This is a genomic window from Parabacteroides goldsteinii DSM 19448 = WAL 12034 (assembly GCF_000969835.1).
GTDB classification, from domain to species: Bacteria; Bacteroidota; Bacteroidia; order Bacteroidales; family Tannerellaceae; genus Parabacteroides; species Parabacteroides goldsteinii.
This window is the reverse complement of sequence record NZ_KQ033913.1, coordinates 1337167-1354828: the sequence shown is the minus strand read 5'-3', so window position 1 is coordinate 1354828 and position 17662 is coordinate 1337167. Positions and strand designations below refer to the sequence as shown.

Genomic DNA, 17662 nt, shown 5'->3' with positions numbered 1-17662 from the left:
GGCTTATGAAACAATTATACTTTATAATAACTATATTGTCTTTACTATTATTTGGTTGTTTGGAAGATCCGGAGATGAATACCGGATTGCAAAATGCATTGAAACCAGAGTTTGAAAAGTTTAGTGGAGATGACATTACAAAGACGGCGACAACGATTCTTGCTAAAGCTACCATAAAGAAGGAAAATGGCTCTCCGGTTACTGAACGCGGATTTCAGTATTGGGAAGAAAAAAGTTCCAACACCCGAAAAGTTACTGATGAAGAAAAAGAGGGTAAAGGAACATATAGCTTAACGATAAGTCAACTGATGGATGGTGAAACTTACATGATATGTCCTTATGCGATTAATGGAGTTGGCACCAGCTATGGAGATACGATTAAAGTCAATACAAATCCCGGTACCGGTAGGGTTAAGACATCGGTTATTGATGATGAATCTGTTGATGCTACTTCGGTAGATGTAAAAGGTATTATTGCGGAGAAAGGAGAAGGCGATTATGAAGACTATGGTTTTCGTTTGTTTAATGCGGAAAAAGACACGACATTCAATAAGGAGAGAGGTGTAGAACTTCGGGATGATAGTGTTTTAGTATATACTATTAAAGGATTGGAACCCAATACGGAGTATTTTGTAGAAGCCTATGTGAAGAATAAATTTGGAACATTCAGTTCTGATGGTAAAGTAAAATTTACAACAAAAGACGGCCTTCCTAAATTAGGCAGTATTAGTATCAAGGGAGAAGCTGCATATGATTATGTAGATTTAAGAGCACAACTGATTAGTGAAGGTGATTCTGCTGTTAAAGAGTTCGGTTTCTGCTGGGGAACAGATATTAAAACGCCAGGAAGACCGAATATTGAGGAAGATAGTACAGTTCAAGCCCTTTCCTTGGGGAATGATAACTTCTTTGAAGCTCGGATAGAGAACTTGAAAGCGGCAACAAATTACTATGTTATTGCTTATGCAACAAATGCTTTCGGAACACGATACAGTAATGATACGATCAGAGTTGTAACGAAGAGAGATCTCCCGACTATATTTCTCAATGACCCTTCAACTTATGTTATAGATACAGGAGTTGTTACTATTGGTGGAGAATTGCAAAGTGAAGGGAAAACACCTGTGACTAAATTAGCTATTTATTATTCTTCTACCTCTGCCCCTGGTCCGAAAAATTATGAAGGGAAAAAAGAGTTTACCACTGCTGATCTTGATGAAGATAAGAAATTTAATATTTCTATTGAAGGAATAAAGGGAGGTAAGAATTATTATCTCAGGGCATATGCAACCAACGAATCAGGTGATACCCCAAGTAATGAGGTCAAGTTTACTACTCCTTCAATATTTGGAAATGATCTGGCTACTTTCCCAGGAACCGGACGTGTTGAGTTTGCTACATTCTGTGCGAATAATCAGATATATGTTTTGGGAGGATCTTCTGGTACCGGGTATGTTAAAGATCTTTACGGTTATAGTCCGAGTGAAAATAAATGGGCCGCTTTGGCTTCTTATAAAGAGAGTGCGTATGGTGTTTCAGTCTGTACACAGGATGATAATGTTTACGCTGTAGCTGGTATTACAAGTGCCAGGTGGTATACTGAATTGTATACTTATAGTAGTAATACTTGGACTCAGTTTGCTTCATTGGAAAGTGATAAGAAGATGGAATGTATCTTTCCGACAAGTTTTGTTTATAAAGATTCAATCATCTTAATCGGAGGAGAAAGTCTTGGTGAAAGCAATCTGGCTGTGCGGGATACCATATATCGGTATGATATGATCAATCAGGAATGGGCCGGTTGTGGAAATTTCCCGGTTCCTATAAAGGCTGGCGTTTCTATTACTTCTGGTGATAGTGTATTCGTCGGACTCGGCAATAAACCGGAAGATGGTCCGGATGAACGGGGATTGTGGATTAATACTTCTGGTAATTGGAGTAACTGGACTCGGTTAACAGAGACTCCGCCTGAGATGAAAAATGTTTGTTCAGGTGTTTTGTTCAAAGATTGCTTGTACTATATAGACAATGGTGGTGTTATTTGGCGCTTTAATTTGGCTACAAAAGAATGGGCCAAAATGTCCAGCTTCCCTAAAAAGTTGACTAATACGCCTGTCGATTATAGGATATTCTTGTTGAATGATACCATATACATTTTCTTAATCAATTATTATTCTTCTTATTTGAAAACGTACGATCCTTTATGGGATGTACCGCAAAAATAGAATCGACATGAACAGGACTGACATCTTAAACCAGATACAAAAAAACGTAGAACGTTTGTCGGCTTCCGATCTGCCGGAGTATAAATATATTCCGCTGCATCAGAAGCCATCACCTTCAGTTCTTTCGCTTCGGGAAGTTATGTTGTTGCTTCGGAAAGTTATCTTTCCGGGGTTCTTCGGTTCCGAGCAGGAGGCACAGGTTGATTCTATTCAATATTATACAGGGGTATATCTGGAACAAATTTATGATTTGCTCCACGAACAGATATATAATGGTTTGTGCTTTGAAGTAGACCGTTGCTGCGATTCAAAGGACCGGGCATCCCGGATTGCGATAGACTTTATAAATAAGATACCTCATATTAAATATCTGCTTTCAACAGATGTCAAAGCTATTCTGGATGGTGACCCGGCAGCAAAGAGCCTTAGCGAAATAATCTTCTGTTATCCGGCTGTACATGCTATTCTTCATCAACGGGTTGCTCATGAATTATTAAAGTTGGGCGTCCCTGTGTTGCCCCGTATTATCACAGAGATGGCCCATTCCGAGACTGGTATCGATATTCATCCGGGGGCGCAGATTGGAGAATATTTCAGTATAGACCACGGTACCGGTATCGTGGTGGGACAAACAGCCATTATAGGTAATCACGTCCGTTTGTACCAGGGAGTTACTTTGGGAGCCAAAAACTTTACACTGGATGAAGAAGGATTACCTATCGACGTTCCCCGCCATCCGATCATTGAAGATTATGTGACTATTTACTCCAATGCATCTATCCTGGGACGTATTACGATTGGAAAAGGTTCAGTGATAGGCGGAAACATTTGGCTAACCCACAGTGTGCCGCCAAACTCCAAAGTCCTTCAAACCCGAGCGGTGGAAGACAAGTAAATCTTTTTTATTTTTAGGATAAAACACAGTCGTAATTTAAACAGAAATACGTATGTTTGCGTCATACCCATGTGGTAATAATGCCTTAAATGTGTACGATGATGAACAAAGTAAAAACGTTAGATGACCTTCGGAAGATGCGCGAATCTTTACGCGCTTCCCTCGACTTACGTGAGAAAAGTAACAATCCCGAGCAGATGGTTCAGATAAAGGTTGCCATGGCAACCTGCGGTATCGCAGCCGGAGCCAAAGAAGTTATGAGTTATTTTATTGAAGCTCTCGACCGGGAACGTGTAGATGCCCTGGTCACTCAAACCGGGTGTATGGGCTATTGCTATGCAGAACCGACAGTGGAGATTACTGTTCCCGGCAAAGAACCGATCGTATTTGGTCGTGTCAACAAAGCCAAAGTTGACGAGATTATAACCTGTTACATCAAACAGGGAATTTTGCTGGATGACATCATACCGGTCAACTATAACGCGGTCGGACCTGAATAACAAACCAATACAAATACTTACATAATGGCACAATATAGCAACTATATTCTGGTGTGTGGCGGTACAGGCTGCCGTGCATCACAAAGCGAACTCATACTTCAAAATCTGAAAGAGGCTGTCAGGGAGAACGGATTGCAGGAGAGTGTGCAGGTAATCCGTACCGGTTGTTTCGGCTTTTGCGAGAAAGGTCCGGTAGTGAAACTGATTCCGGATAATACATTTTATGTGGAGGTTACTCCCGAAGATGCAAACGATATTGTAAACGAACATCTGATAAAAGGACGTAAAGTAGAGCGGCTGCTTTATGTAAACCCCGAAACGAACGAACAGATACTCGACTCCAAACACATCAACTTCTATAAAAAACAATTGCGTATAGCCTTGCGTAACTGTGGTTTTATCAATCCCGAAAACATAGATGAATACATTGCCCGCGACGGTTATATAGCTTTAGGAAAAGCTCTGACCGAGATGACGCCCGATGAAGTGATTAAAGAGATTCTGGATAGCGGATTGCGGGGCCGAGGCGGCGGCGGTTTCCCTACCGGACTCAAATGGCAGATTACCCGCAAGGTGCAGGCTCCGCAGAAATATGTAGTCTGCAACGCCGATGAAGGCGACCCGGGAGCGTTCATGGACCGTTCTATCCTGGAAGGCGACCCGCATTCTATTGTGGAAGCGATGGCTATCAACGGATACTGTACCGGTGCCAGTAAAGGACTTGTCTATATCCGGGCCGAATATCCGCTGGCCGTAGAACGTTTAAAGATAGCGATACAACAAGCAAAGGAATATGGCTTCTTAGGAGAAAACATATTTGGTACAGACTTCTCTTTCGATATCCAGATACGTTATGGTGCTGGTGCTTTTGTTTGCGGAGAAGAAACAGCCCTGATACATAGTATGGAAGGGTTACGCGGTGAAGCTACAGTTAAACCGCCATTCCCCAGTGAACATGGATATAAAGGTTGTCCGACTAATGTAAATAATGTGGAGACCTACGCCAATATCCCCGTTATCCTGCTGAAAGGAGCCGGATGGTTCAGCAGTATAGGAACGGAGAAGAGTAAAGGAACCAAGGTCTTTGCCCTGGCGGGAAAAGTAAACAACGTCGGTCTGATTGAAGTCCCGATGGGAACGACGCTTCGTGAGGTGATATTCGGTATCGGCGGGGGAATAAAAGACGGAAAGAAATTTAAAGCCGTACAGACCGGAGGCCCTTCCGGCGGATGTCTTACAGAAAAGCATCTGGACTTGCCGATCGACTACGATAACCTGATAGCGGCCGGTTCCATGATGGGGTCGGGCGGTATGATTGTGATGGATGAAGACGATTGTATGGTGGCGATGGCTAAGTTCTATCTGGATTTCACCGTTGAAGAATCCTGCGGCAAATGCGCCCCTTGCCGGATTGGAAACAAACGGCTGCATGAGATACTCCAAAAGATTACATCGGGCAGAGGAACTATCGAAGACCTCGATAAGCTGCGTAACCTGGCCATGGTTATAAAGGATACCGCTCTCTGCGGACTGGGACAGACCTCTCCGAACCCTGTCCTTTCCACCATGGATAACTTCTATGACGAATACCTGGCACATGTCGATGAACAACGTTGTCCTTCCCACCAGTGCCGCGAACTTACCCAATATTTTATCAATCCGGAGAAATGCAAAGGCTGTACGATGTGTGCCCGAATCTGTCCGGTACATGCCATTACCGGCAGCCGGAAGGTTCCCCATACTATCGACTCGGATGTTTGTATCCGTTGCGGATCATGTATAGAGAAATGTAAGTTCGACGCTATTTACGTACATTAAATAGTTGACAGTGAATAATTGACAGTTGACAGAAAAGATATGAAAAACATAAAACTAACAATAGATAACAGAGAAGTGGAAGTCCCGAAAGGTACTACCATCCTCGATGCAGCAAAGAGCATGGGAATCCGTATCCCGACACTTTGTCATATGAAACTCGAAGATTTGCATTACGAGAACAATCCCGGCGCCTGCCGTATCTGTGTAGTGGAAATTGAAGGCCGCCGTAACCTGGCCCCGTCCTGTAAGATGGAATGTACGGAAGGAATGGTTGTAAGGACCCATACTCCCCGGGTAATGAATGCCCGGAAGACAGTGATGGAACTGATTCTGTCCAACCATCCGGCCGGTTGCCTTACCTGTAGCAGCAACGGATATTGCGAACTGCAAACAATAGCCCACGACCTAGGTATCCGTGAAATACGGTATCAGGGAGAACAATCCACCTTTGAGATAGACCGTTCTCCTTCCATCGTCCGTAACATGAATAAATGTATCATGTGCCGCCGTTGCGAAACGATGTGTAACAATATTCAGACAGTAGGAGCATTGACGGCTGTCAACCGCGGTTTCAACGCAGCCGTCTCTACAGCCTTTGAGCGTGATATCGCCGGAAGTACCTGTTCTTATTGCGGACAATGTGTTTCTGTCTGTCCGGTAAATGCCCTGAGCGGCCGTAATACTCAGCAGCCCGTATTGGATGCGTTGGCTAATCCGGCTAAGATTGTGATAGCTCAGACTGCTCCGGCTGTACGTACCGCCCTCGGACGTGACTTCGGCTGTGAACCGGGCACACTGGTTACCGGAAAGATGGTATCGGCTCTTCGCCAGTTAGGTTTTGACTATGTCTTTGATACTGACTTTGCAGCCGACCTGACCATTATGGAAGAGGGAACGGAGCTTCTTCAGCGTCTCAGCAAATATCTTTCAGGGGATGAAGAAGTGAAAATACCGATGATGACCAGTTGCTGTCCCGGTTGGGTCAGCTTTGTCGAGCAGCACTTCCCGGAGTTGCGCGAACATCTGTCTACAGCCAAAAGCCCGCAACAGATGTTCGGAGCCATAGCCAAAAGTTATTTTGCAGAAAAGCTGGGAGTAGACCGTAAAGATATAGTTGTTGTCTCCATCATGCCTTGCCTGGCAAAGAAATATGAAGCCAGCCGTCCGGAGTTTGCCGTAGAAGGAAATCCGGATGTAGATATTTCCATCTATACCCGTGAACTGGCCCGTCTGATTCGTTATGCCAATATAAACTTCAACGAACTTCCCGACAGCGACTTCGACCATCCTCTCGGCGAATCGACCGGTGCCGGAGTTATCTTTGGAACTACCGGGGGAGTTATAGAAGCCGCCTGCCGTACGGCTTATGAACTGTATACGAAGAAGCCGCTCGAACGAATCGAGTTTAAGGAATTGCGCGGACTGGAAGGTATCCGTAGCGGAACGATTAACTTTGACGGCGTTCCCGTGAAGATAGGTATCGCCCACGGTCTCGGTAATGCCCGTAAGCTGGTTGAAGAAGTAAAAAGCGGAAAGTCTCCTTATCATGTTATCGAGATAATGGCCTGCCCCGGTGGTTGCATCGGAGGTGGCGGCCAACCGTTCCATCAGGGAAGGATGGATGTTTTGCGTAAACGTGCCGCCGCCCTTTACAGCGAAGACGAAAGCAAACCGCTCCGCAAAAGCCATGAGAATCCGTATATTCAGCAGTTATATAAAGAATACCTGGGCGAACCTTGCGGACCAAAGGCGCATGAATTACTGCATACTCATTACTTCGACCGCAAAGAAGTAGTCAATATGTTTTTGGAAACCGATAAAGACGAATAAGCCATGGAAAAGATACATTTGCCCCAACCGAAAGTAAACGAACTGCATGCCATCTGCAAAGAGCATGACAACGACCCCGGCGAGCTAATCAATATCCTGCACGCAGCACAGGAAATCTTCGGTTACCTTCCCCGTGAAGTACAGGAAATGGTAGCGGCCGAATTGCATATTCCCGTATCCCGAGTGTATGGTGTAGTCACCTTTTATTCGTTCTTTACCATGACTCCGAAAGGGAAATACCCGATTTCCGTCTGTCTGGGAACCGCCTGTTATGTGCGGGGAGCCGAGAAAGTACTGGACGAATTTCAGCGTCAACTGGAAATCAAGATAGGAGAGACCACCTCCGACGGTTTGTTTTCTCTGGACTGCCTGCGTTGTGTCGGGGCTTGCGGACTGGCTCCCGTGGTGACGATAGGAGGTAAAGTCTACGGAAGAATTACACCGGAAAAGGTACGGGATATCCTGTCGGAATACTATATCCGCGAAGAATAAGAGTTTTTTCGTTCAAAAGTCTTTGCAGGTTCACTTGTATGCATGAGCGCTTTATTATCAACAGATGGCAAGGCAGAAGTAGTTGTAGGAATAAGCCTTCATCGGATGACAGATGACAGACGATATTGCAAATAGAACTTTTATTTGCAATGCTGTAAGTGATTTATAGACAGTTATATACGAGTAAACATGACAGATGGCAGATAAAATCCAGAAACTTTTGTGTAGAGAGAAATATTTACTTATATAAAAGGGAAATGAGTGGTTAACAACTAGCTCGTTTCCCTTTATTTTTTATCTCAAAGAAGCATAGAAACTAATTGAAAAGTAGTAACAACGTAAAATTACCCTGTACACCTTACTCCGGTAGGCTGTACAGGGTAGTTAGCCAGGGTGTACACCATAATCGATTATCCTGTACACCCTGGTATTAGTGAGTCCTGACCTTTATATTAGTTTGTCCAGACCTATGCCTTAATAGTCAGGGACCTAGTGTTTAGAAACGGCTGATGGAACCGCCACCTCCCGAGCGTCCTCCGCCCCAGGAACCGCCACCACCACCGCCAAAGCCACCGAAACCACCTCCGAAGCCTCCGCCTCGTCCGCCACCACCAATAATGATAGGGCCTGTGCTACGTCGTAGCCGGCTGATGTTCCGATTTTTCTTTTCGGTATAACCGCAATTCTTGCAACGATACGTATCTTCTGCCAGTCCTTCCGACTGGTAAGTAGCCCGCTGTATAACTTGCTGGCCGACATATACCAACGTCTTTTGTCCGCAACGGGGGCAGATACGGGGACGGTATTTGAGGAAAGAGACAAGAATAAAGATTCCGGCAGGAAATACAATCATCATAATCATGAATAACCACAGGAAAAGATTATCGTCTTCCGACTGCCTGCTAGTGTTTCCTCCCGTCATGGCGGCACGCTCATAATCGCTTGCCATCAGGTATTGCTTTACGGCGGCTACGCCTTTCAGCATACCGGTACTATACTCACCCGCTTTCAGGTCCGGAATCATATATCTCTGTTGCAGACGATAGCAGATTGCATCCGGGAGCACTCCTTCTATGCCGTAACCCGTCTCGAAAACGACGGAGCGTTGCGTAGGTTCGGTAACAAGCTGTATCAGGAGTCCGTTGTCTTTGTCCTTTTTTCCCAATCCCCAGTGTTGGAACAGGTCGGTGGCAAACATGCGGGCATCGTTATCGCCGATACTTTCAACGGCAACGACGGCAACTTCTATTCCCAGGCTGTCTTCTACAATCTGCAACAGGCGGTTGATGCGGTCGACATCCTGAGGCTGTATGATTCCGTCGGGGTTGCTCACGTGATTATTCCGGTCGGAAAGGCGTACGTTAGGTATCATTTCGACTGTATAATCTTTTGCCGCAGAGAGATGTAACGGGAAAAGGGATACGAGCAGCAAGACTGCCAGCCATAGAGCCGGCAGACGTTTACCCGTTAGTATTCTATTCAGATTTCTCATCCTTTACCTGAACTTATCGGATTAGAATTCAACTTTCGGAGCTTTCTCCGCACCGCTCTCCGCACTGAAATAGGCTTTCGGCTGGAAACCGAACATACCGGCCAGGATATTGGTCGGGAAACTGCGGATATAGGTATTATAAGACTGCGCCGTTTCGTTGAAACGCTTGCGTTCTACCGAGATACGGTTTTCTGTGCCTTCCAGCTGTGCCTGCAATTCGGAGAAGTTCTGATTGGCTTTCAGGTCCGGATAACGTTCGATAACGAGCATCAGGCGGGAGAGGGCACTGCTCAGTTCCCCTTGCGCAGCCTGGAATTTCTTCATCGACTCTTCGTTCAGGTTGGATGGGTCGATGGTTGTTTTGGTCGCCTCGGCGCGGGCGCTTACCACACCTTCCAGAGTCTCCTTTTCATGCGTTGCATATCCCTTGACTGTATTTACCAGGTTAGGAATAAGGTCCATACGGCGCTGGTATTGGTTCTCCACCTGGCTCCAGGCAGTTTTTACTCCTTCATCTTGTGTAACCATTGTGTTGTAAGTGCCTTTTACCCAGGAGTAACCGGCAAATAAAAGTACCACGATAATGGCAATTGTAATCCACAAAGCTTTGTTCTTAAACATTTTCTTTTTGCTTTAATTGTTATACATAGTGTTGCAAAGCTATATAAAAAACAGGAGAGGAGAAGAAACTGTTTTGCACAATTATCGTTTAGGACGAAATTTATCCGTATTGTACCAATGGGAGAATCATTGCAGATAAAGTAATATAGACACAGCCTATCTCGCCATAAATAAAACTTATCAATCTTGTGAAGATATCTTAATAAATATATCTACTTTTGCAGGAAACAAATCTCAAACAACCAATAATTATGCGTAACACTAGTTTTAGTAAGATGGCGGTACTTCCTGCCGGACTGCTTACGTTGGCTTTGACAATGCCTTCGTGCTCATCCAATGAGTACAAGAAACATGAGGGCGACAAGGCAAAACAGGTAGCTTCGATTATCCGTAACAACGGATGTATGGAATGTCACTCGGCCACCGCAAATGTTCCTTTTTATGGAAAGTTGCCGGTTATCGGTCCGGTTGTGCAGGCTGATATGAAAGAAGGTACACATTATCTGGACCTTACAGCGATGTTAACAGCACTGGATAACGGACAGCCTGTGTCGGAAGTCGATTTGGCGAAAGTGGAGAACACTGCCCTGAGCGGTTCGATGCCTCCAGCCAAATATTACACAGTGCACTGGGGAACCAGTCTGAATGACGACGAAAAAGCGGTCATTATCGCTTGGGCGAAAGATGTCCGTAAGAACAATTATGTATCGCCTACCGTAGCAGAAGAGTTTGCCAATGAACCGGTTCAACCGTTGATGGCTGCTATCCCGACCGATTCGGCTAAGGTTGCTTTAGGATTTGATTTGTATCACGACACACGCCTGTCGGGTGATAACACGGTTTCGTGTGCCACTTGTCACGGATTGAATACGGCTGGAGTAGATCGCAAGCAGTTCTCGGAAGGTATCCATGGCCAGTTCGGCGGAGTGAATGCACCGACCGTTTATAATGCGGCACTCAACTTCGTGCAGTTCTGGGACGGACGCGCTGCCGACCTGAAAGAGCAGGCTGCCGGACCTCCTTTGAACCCGGTGGAAATGGGTAGCGCTTCATTCGACGAAATCTGTGCCAAGCTGGCTGAAGACAAGGAGTTGAGCAAACGCTTCCTTGAAGTATTCCCCGAAGGGTTTACGCAGTCGACGGTAACGGAGGCTATCGCTGAGTTTGAAAAGACGTTGCTTACACCGAGCCGTTTCGACAAATACCTGCAAGGAGACAAGAATGCCCTTACAGCCGAGGAACTGGAAGGTTACCAGTTGTTTAAAGACAATAAGTGCGCGACTTGCCACGTCGGTATGAACTTGGGCGGACAGTCGTATGAATATATGGGTATCAAGGATAATTATTTCGATTACCGCGGCACTGGCTTGACGGATGGTGACAACGGACGCTGGGCAGTAACCAAAAACGAGGCTGACCGTCATAAATTCAAGACACCTACACTGCGTAATGTAATGCTAACAACGCCTTATATGCACGACGGTTCGATAACCACAATAGAGGATGCTATCCAGGTGATGCATGAGTTCCAGATTGGAAAACGTATCTCGGATGCCGAAACGGCGAAGATTGTGGCGTTCCTCGGTACGTTGACCGGCGAGTATAACGGAGAGTTGCTTCAATAATACAAATTAGTTATATAATGCACATGCCCTTCCGCTTGTTCCATATCGTTCTTCTGCTGATTGCTTTGCAAAGCACAGGGGGCGTATGGGGACAGGAGGAGGGGCTTGCTTCTTATTACCACGAACGTTTTCACGGTCGGAAATCATCGAGCGGCCGTATCCATGACAAAGACGAGATGGTTGCCGCCCACCGCACTCATCCTTTCGGTACTTATCTGCGTGTCACCAACCTTGAGAATATGAAAAGCGTGATAGTCTGCGTCACCGACCGCGGTCCACACCGTAAGGGGCGGATTATCGACGTATCCTCGGGCGCTGCAAAGCTACTGGGATTTAAGAAGAAAGGGCTTGCCCGTGTACGGGTGGAAGAAGTCCCCGGCCCTATAGATTTGCGCTGGCTGGAACTTATCTATCCTAAATTTCCTCCGACACTTACCACGGAGGATATGATGCCTAAACCTCCATACCGCATGATAATAAATGATTGAAGCGGTTCTAATCAAATTCTAATTTCAACTAAGAGGATTCTAATCGGATACGTAGGGACGTAAAATGCCCCGCCCTATACCTTTGCGCTCAAAAAAAAGAGATGCACATGGGTAAACGATTCATTCTTTTATTACTTGTCTTACCGGTATTCTGCTATGTCACCAGGGCAGAGGGTCAATCTGTCAAACTTACTTTACAGGAAGCTGGGCAGCGCTTTGCCACCTGCAATCTCGAACTGATCGCGGAGCGTTATAATATCGACATTGCCGAGGCTGGAGTTATCCAGGCCAGGTTGTTTGAAAACCCGGTCATTTCGCTGGAACAGAATGTCTACAACCGTCTGAACGGGAAGTATTTCGACGTCGGGAAGGAAGGCGAAGCTGTGATAGAGATTGAACAGCTAATCTATATTGCAGGACAACGCAACAAGCGGGTGCGGGTAGAGAAGCTAAATAAGGAGATGGCGGTCTACCAGTTTGAAGAGGTGTTGCGCACGTTGCGCAGCGAGTTGAACAGCAAATTCATTGAGATTTATTATACCCGGAAATCACTCTCGGTCTATGACAAGGAGATAGATTACCTGGAACGACTGCTGGAAGCGATGAAGGAGCAGAATGAGAAAGGAAATATCTCCCTGCTCGAAAAGTCGAGGATACAGGCACTTTTGCTTTCTCTGCAACAGGAGAGGAATGATGCGTTGAACCGGCTTATCGCCTTGCAAGGGGATATGCGGTTGCTGCTGGGGTTGGAGGCAGACGAGACGTTTGAGCCGGTCTTCGATGCGTCGGTACTGAAACAGATGGATACCGGGGCAGTCCCTTTTGCGGAACTGTCGGAGCGGCTTGCCGGGCGACCGGATATGAAGATGGCGCGGACGAATATACAGGTGTCACGTGCCAATGTGAGCTTGCAAAAGTCGCTGGCCTTTCCCGAAGTAAGCCTGAAAGGGTCTTATGACAGGGCAGGTAACTTCTGTGATAATTACTTTGCCGTAGGACTGAGCATCTCGGTTCCTGTCTTCAACCGCAATCAGGGGAATATCAAATCTGCCCGCCTTGCCGTACTGCAAAACACGAACCGGGAAGAACTTGCCCGCCGGCAGGCGGAAACGGAACTTTTCACCAGCTATGCACGACTGGAGAAGGCGGTCAAACTGTATCGTTCTTCCAACTTTGAACTGGAACGTGACTTCGGGACTATCATCGAGGGGGTAAACAGCAACTACCAAAAGCGTAATATCAGCCTGCTGGAGTTTATCGACTATTACCAGGCGTATAAAGAAACCTGCCTGCAACTTTACCAGACGGAGAAAGATGTATTCCTCGCCATGGAGGAAGTCAATACCGTGACGGGCAGCGACGTGTTCAGCTATTAATGCCTAATGAATATTGAATATAAGGATATGAGAAATAGAATGAAAAAGAATTGTATTGTATGGATGCTGTTGTTGCCGTTACTGATAGGGTGCGGTAGGAAAACAGGCGGGCAGGAGGAAGCGCCGGCACCTTTGATGTTGACCGACAGTTTGCAGAAAGTGGTTTCGGTCGAGACTGTGCATGAGATGCCCCTGAGCAATGAGTTGCTGTTGAATGGGCGTGTCGGTTTCAATCCGGAACAACTGGCGCGTGTCTATCCCATCTTCGGAGGAAATATCACGGAGGTGAATGTCGAGATGGGCGACTATGTAAAGAAAGGAGATATACTCGCCGTTATCCATAGCAGCGAAGTGGCTGATTACGAGAAGCAGCGCAAGGAGGCGGGGCAGCAGATTATACTTGCCGACCGCAATCTGGAAGCTACACGGGATATGTTCAACAGCGGAATGGCTTCCGAACGTGATGTCCTTCAGGCGGAGCAGGAAGCGGCAAATGCCCGGGCCGAGCAGAAGCGGATTGACGAAGTGTATGCCATCTACCATATTACGGGTAATTCTACTTATGAGATACAATCGCCTGTCTCCGGTTTCGTTATCGGGAAGAATGTAAGCCGCAATATGCAGATACGTTCAGACCAGACGGAGGAGTTGTTCACGATTTCGGGATTGGATAACGTCTGGGTGATGGCTGATGTTTACGAGAGCGATATCAGCAGGGTTGGCGAAGGAGCGGCAGTCCGCATAACGACACTGGCTTACCGGGACAGGGAGTTTACCGGAACGGTTGACAAGGTCTATAATATGCTGGATAGCGAGAGCAAAACAATGAGCATACGGGTTAAGTTGAAGAATGAAGATTACCTGCTGAAACCTGGCATGTTCACCAATGTCTATGTGCAGACTGATGCGAACGGGAAGGTGATGCCCCGTGTGGAGGCCCGTGCCGTCATATTTGAGAACGGTCGTCATTTTGTTGTGGGGATAGGCAGCGACAATGTGTTGCAGACTCGTGAAGTGACGGTATTCAAACAGACCGATAAGTACTGTTTCCTGGAAACCGGGCTGAAAGAGGGCGACCGGATTATCGACCGGAATGCTCTTTTGGTTTATAACGCTTTAAAGTAAACGAGGAACGATGCATACATTTATAGATAACATAATAGCTTTCTCGCTGAAGAATAAATTCTTTATCTTTTTCTGTACCGCCATAGCCGTGATAGCGGGAGCAGTGAGCTTTATCCATACGCCTGTCGACGCCTTTCCCGATGTGACGAACACGAAGGTGACAATCATTACCCAATGGCCGGGACGCAGTGCGGAAGAGATAGAGAAGTTTATCACTATCCCCATCGAAATAGCGATGAATCCGGTACAAAAGAAAACGGATATCCGCAGCACGACGCTGTTCGGCCTCTCGGTCATCAATGTGATGTTCGACGATGACGCGGATGACTTCTATGCCCGCCAGCAAGTATATAACCTGTTGAACGATGCCGACCTGCCGGAGGGGGTTACGCCGGAGGTACAGCCTCAGTACGGACCGACGGGGGAGATTTTCCGTTATACGCTGCGGAGCGACAAACGGACAGTGCGCGAACTGAAGACGTTCCAGGACTGGGTAATCGAGCGTAAGCTGCGGGCGGTGCCGGGAGTGGCGGATATCGTCAGCTTCGGCGGCGAGGTGAAGACGTTTGAAGTGAGTGTTAACCCGAACCAGCTAATTAACTATAACGTGACGTCTCTGGAACTGTTCGACGCGATTGCAAAGAGTAATATTAATGTAGGGGGCGATGTGATAACCAAAAGTTCGCAGGCTTATGTGGTACGCGGCATCGGACTGATCAACGATACGAAGGAGATTGAGAATATCGTCGTCAAGAACATCAACGGCACGCCTATCCTGGTGAAACATCTGGCAAGCGTCCACGAATCGAGCCTGCCCCGGTTGGGACAGGTGGGACGCATGGAAGAAGACGATGTCGTGCAGGGGATTGTCGTTATGAGGAAAGGAGAGAATCCGGGCGAAGTGATTGCCGCCCTGAAAGAAAAGATAGCGGACATACAGGAAAATGCGTTGCCGGAAGATGTGCGGATTGTATCCTTCTACGACCGCGAGGACCTGGTGGACCTGGCGGTACGGACGGTGACGCATAACCTGGCCGAAGGTATTTTGCTGGTAACTTTCATTGTGTTGATTTTTATGGCAGACTGGCGTACAACGGTGATTGTATCCATTATTATCCCGTTGGCGCTGCTCTTCGCCTTTATCTGTCTCCGGGCGATGGGAATGAGTGCAAACCTGCTTTCGATGGGGGCGATCGACTTCGGTATCATTATCGACGGGGCGGTCGTGATGGTGGAAGGGTTGTTTGTGGCTCTCGACCGGAAGGCGCGTGAGGTGGGAATGCCTGCCTTCAATGTGATGAGTAAGATGGGACTGATTCGCCAGACGGCCAAAGACAGGGCGAAGGCGGTGTTCTTCTCCAAGCTAATCATTATTACGGCACTGGTTCCGATATTCGCTTTTCAGAAGGTGGAAGGGAAGATGTTCAGTCCGCTGGCATATACGCTCGGGTTTGCCTTGCTGGGGGCTTTGATATTTACGTTGACATTAGTCCCGGTGCTTTCTTCGATGCTGTTGAAAAGGAATGTGCGTGAAAGGCATAATCCGTTTCTGGCGTGGATAAACCGGGTATCCGTTTCGATATTTGACCGTTGCCATGCACATAAGAAGACTACTATCGGCATTGCCTCGCTGGTGGCTGCCGTTGGTTTGTGGTGTTTTACTTTGCTGGGGACTGAGTTTCTTCCGCAGCTGAACGAAGGTTCTATTTATATCCGTGCCACCTTGCCGCAGAGTATTTCCCTGGATGAGTCCGTTAAGCTGGCAAACCGGATGCGCCGCGAACTGGCGTCGTATCCCGAAGTACGGCAGGTGCTTTCGCAAACGGCCCGTCCCAACGACGGAACGGATGCGACAGGCTTCTACAATATCGAGTTTCATGTAGACATTTATCCTGAAAAGGAGTGGGCCAGCAAATTGACTAAGGCGGGATTGATTGAGAAGATGGAGGACGACCTCGCTATCTATCCGGGCGTAGACTTCAACTTCTCCCAACCTATCACCGATAATGTGGAAGAAGCTGCCAGTGGCGTGAAAGGTTCGATTGCAGTGAAAGTGTTCGGTAAAGACTTGTACGAGTCGGAAAAGAAAGCCGTCGAAGTCTTTAAAGTCCTGGAAACCGTCGAAGGCATCGAAGACCTGGGAGTCATACGAAATATCGGGCAACCGGAACTGCGTATCGAACTCGACGAATCGCGTCTGGCCCGTTACGGAGTGGCAAAAGAAGATGTGCAGTCCATTATCGAGATGGCGATAGGGGGCAAGAGCGCCTCGTTGCTTTACGAAGACGAACGGAAGTTTAATATCATGGTGCGCTACGAATCAGCCTTCCGCCGGAGCGAGGACGAGATAGGAAAAATATTGGTTCCGGCCCGCGACGGGACGATGGTGCCCATCAAAGAGTTAGCCGATATCCATACGATAACCGGCCCGCTGATTATCTATCGCGATAACCATGCCCGTTTCTGTGCCGTTAAATTCTCCGTCCGTGGCCGCGATATGGGTACGGCAGTAGCCGAAGCACAGCAAAAAGTCGACCGGCAGGTGAAGCTACCGGAAGGTTATACCCTGAAATGGACGGGGGACTTTGAGAACCAGCAGCGTGCTACGAAACGACTGGCACAGGTGGTTCCGGTGAGTATTGCCATCATCTTCGTCATCCTGTTCGTGCTGTTCGGCAATGCCCGCGATGCCGGATTAGTGCTGTTGAATGTACCCTATGCGGCTGTGGGAGGGATTGTCGCTCTCCTGCTTACCCGCTTCAACTTTTCGATTTCGGCAGGTATCGGTTTTATCGCGCTGTTTGGTATCTGTATCCAGAACGGGGTTATCATGATTTCCGATATAAAAGGTAACTTGAAAAACCGTACACCTTTGCCGTTGGCTGTAAAACAAAGTGTGAAAGACCGTGTCCGCTCCGTGCTCATGACGGCTTCGATGGCAGCTATCGGACTGATGCCCGCCGCCCTCAGCCACGGTATCGGCTCGGAAAGCCAACGCCCGTTAGCCATCGTCATCATCGGCGGACTGATAGGGGCTACTTTCTTCACACTCTTTGTCTTCCCGCTTATGGTGGAAGCCTTTTACAGCCGGATGCTGTATGATAAAGATGGAAAGTTATTACAGCGTAGATTGTAAATCGTATATTTGTAATCTGAACGACATAAATGGCAAATC

Annotated in this window: 13 protein-coding genes; 11 read left to right on the top strand and 2 right to left on the bottom strand. The window is 47.2% G+C overall.

The features are described 5' to 3' along the window. Positions 1–5 precede the first annotated feature (5 nt). The 6 genes from HMPREF1535_RS18520 to HMPREF1535_RS18495 all read left to right on the top strand — a co-directional run bounded on the left by HMPREF1535_RS18520 (position 6) and on the right by HMPREF1535_RS18495 (position 7760). The gene (locus HMPREF1535_RS18520) at positions 6–2225 is read left to right on the top strand and encodes a Kelch repeat-containing protein (protein ID WP_046147106.1); all 2220 of its coding nucleotides are present in this window, start codon (positions 6–8) and stop codon (positions 2223–2225) included. Positions 2226–2232: 7 nt separating this feature from the next. Beyond that, complete coding sequence (locus HMPREF1535_RS18515; RefSeq protein WP_010803101.1) at positions 2233–3120, top strand: serine O-acetyltransferase; 888 nt, start codon at positions 2233–2235, stop codon at positions 3118–3120. A 101-nt stretch (positions 3121–3221) separates the two neighbouring features. Then, complete coding sequence (locus HMPREF1535_RS18510; protein WP_007656771.1) at positions 3222–3620, top strand: (2Fe-2S) ferredoxin domain-containing protein; 399 nt, start codon at positions 3222–3224, stop codon at positions 3618–3620. Positions 3621–3644: 24 nt separating this feature from the next. Next, positions 3645–5438 carry an NADH-ubiquinone oxidoreductase-F iron-sulfur binding region domain-containing protein gene (locus HMPREF1535_RS18505; protein WP_010803102.1) on the top strand — a complete coding sequence of 598 codons (1794 nt, stop codon included), beginning with the start codon at positions 3645–3647 and terminating at the stop codon, positions 5436–5438. Positions 5439–5477: 39 nt separating this feature from the next. Then, positions 5478–7268 carry an NADH-dependent [FeFe] hydrogenase, group A6 gene (locus HMPREF1535_RS18500; RefSeq protein WP_046147105.1) on the top strand — a complete coding sequence of 597 codons (1791 nt, stop codon included), beginning with the start codon at positions 5478–5480 and terminating at the stop codon, positions 7266–7268. A 3-nt stretch (positions 7269–7271) separates the two neighbouring features. Then, entirely contained in the window at positions 7272–7760 is a 489-nt protein-coding gene (locus HMPREF1535_RS18495; RefSeq protein ID WP_010803104.1) for an NADH-quinone oxidoreductase subunit NuoE family protein, read from the top strand. A gap of 496 nt (positions 7761–8256) precedes the next feature. On the opposite strand, the gene HMPREF1535_RS18490 is transcribed toward HMPREF1535_RS18495, so the two are convergent. Both HMPREF1535_RS18490 and HMPREF1535_RS18485 read right to left on the bottom strand, forming a co-directional pair. Continuing rightward, complete coding sequence (locus tag HMPREF1535_RS18490) at positions 8257–9252, bottom strand: TPM domain-containing protein (RefSeq protein ID WP_046147104.1); 996 nt, start codon at positions 9250–9252, stop codon at positions 8257–8259. 21 nt (positions 9253–9273) lie between these two features. Next, positions 9274–9873, bottom strand: a complete 600-nt coding sequence (locus HMPREF1535_RS18485) for a LemA family protein (RefSeq protein WP_010803106.1) — start codon at positions 9871–9873, stop codon at positions 9274–9276. A 251-nt stretch (positions 9874–10124) separates the two neighbouring features. Between HMPREF1535_RS18485 and HMPREF1535_RS18480 the strand changes: the two genes are divergently transcribed. The 5 genes from HMPREF1535_RS18480 (at position 10125) to HMPREF1535_RS18460 (ending at position 17623) form a co-directional block, all read left to right on the top strand. After that, on the top strand, positions 10125–11498 hold the full coding sequence (locus HMPREF1535_RS18480) for a cytochrome c peroxidase (RefSeq protein WP_046147103.1): 1374 nt from the start codon (positions 10125–10127) through the stop codon (positions 11496–11498). A gap of 23 nt (positions 11499–11521) precedes the next feature. Continuing rightward, positions 11522–11986 carry a septal ring lytic transglycosylase RlpA family protein gene (locus HMPREF1535_RS18475; RefSeq protein WP_010803108.1) on the top strand — a complete coding sequence of 155 codons (465 nt, stop codon included), beginning with the start codon at positions 11522–11524 and terminating at the stop codon, positions 11984–11986. A gap of 107 nt (positions 11987–12093) precedes the next feature. Beyond that, positions 12094–13362, top strand: a complete 1269-nt coding sequence (locus tag HMPREF1535_RS18470) for a TolC family protein (protein WP_010803109.1) — start codon at positions 12094–12096, stop codon at positions 13360–13362. A gap of 39 nt (positions 13363–13401) precedes the next feature. Then, on the top strand, positions 13402–14487 hold the full coding sequence (locus HMPREF1535_RS18465; RefSeq protein WP_046147102.1) for an efflux RND transporter periplasmic adaptor subunit: 1086 nt from the start codon (positions 13402–13404) through the stop codon (positions 14485–14487). A gap of 10 nt (positions 14488–14497) precedes the next feature. Next, the gene (locus HMPREF1535_RS18460) at positions 14498–17623 is read left to right on the top strand and encodes an efflux RND transporter permease subunit (protein ID WP_046147101.1); all 3126 of its coding nucleotides are present in this window, start codon (positions 14498–14500) and stop codon (positions 17621–17623) included. The last annotated feature ends 39 nt before the right edge of the window (positions 17624–17662 follow it).

Bases quoted from the DNA above. Each gene is read 5' to 3' on its own strand.
- HMPREF1535_RS18520 (WP_046147106.1), top strand. From the start codon at position 6: ATGAAACAATTATACTTTATAATAACTATATTGTCTTTACTATTATTT.
- HMPREF1535_RS18515 (WP_010803101.1), top strand. From the start codon at position 2,233: ATGAACAGGACTGACATCTTAAACCAGATACAAAAAAACGTAGAACGT.
- HMPREF1535_RS18510 (WP_007656771.1), top strand. From the start codon at position 3,222: ATGAACAAAGTAAAAACGTTAGATGACCTTCGGAAGATGCGCGAATCT.
- HMPREF1535_RS18505 (WP_010803102.1), top strand. From the start codon at position 3,645: ATGGCACAATATAGCAACTATATTCTGGTGTGTGGCGGTACAGGCTGC.
- HMPREF1535_RS18500 (WP_046147105.1), top strand. From the start codon at position 5,478: ATGAAAAACATAAAACTAACAATAGATAACAGAGAAGTGGAAGTCCCG.
- HMPREF1535_RS18495 (WP_010803104.1), top strand. From the start codon at position 7,272: ATGGAAAAGATACATTTGCCCCAACCGAAAGTAAACGAACTGCATGCC.
- HMPREF1535_RS18490 (WP_046147104.1), bottom strand. From the start codon at position 9,252: ATGAGAAATCTGAATAGAATACTAACGGGTAAACGTCTGCCGGCTCTA.
- HMPREF1535_RS18485 (WP_010803106.1), bottom strand. From the start codon at position 9,873: ATGTTTAAGAACAAAGCTTTGTGGATTACAATTGCCATTATCGTGGTA.
- HMPREF1535_RS18480 (WP_046147103.1), top strand. From the start codon at position 10,125: ATGCGTAACACTAGTTTTAGTAAGATGGCGGTACTTCCTGCCGGACTG.
- HMPREF1535_RS18475 (WP_010803108.1), top strand. From the start codon at position 11,522: ATGCCCTTCCGCTTGTTCCATATCGTTCTTCTGCTGATTGCTTTGCAA.
- HMPREF1535_RS18470 (WP_010803109.1), top strand. From the start codon at position 12,094: ATGGGTAAACGATTCATTCTTTTATTACTTGTCTTACCGGTATTCTGC.
- HMPREF1535_RS18465 (WP_046147102.1), top strand. From the start codon at position 13,402: ATGAAAAAGAATTGTATTGTATGGATGCTGTTGTTGCCGTTACTGATA.
- HMPREF1535_RS18460 (WP_046147101.1), top strand. From the start codon at position 14,498: ATGCATACATTTATAGATAACATAATAGCTTTCTCGCTGAAGAATAAA.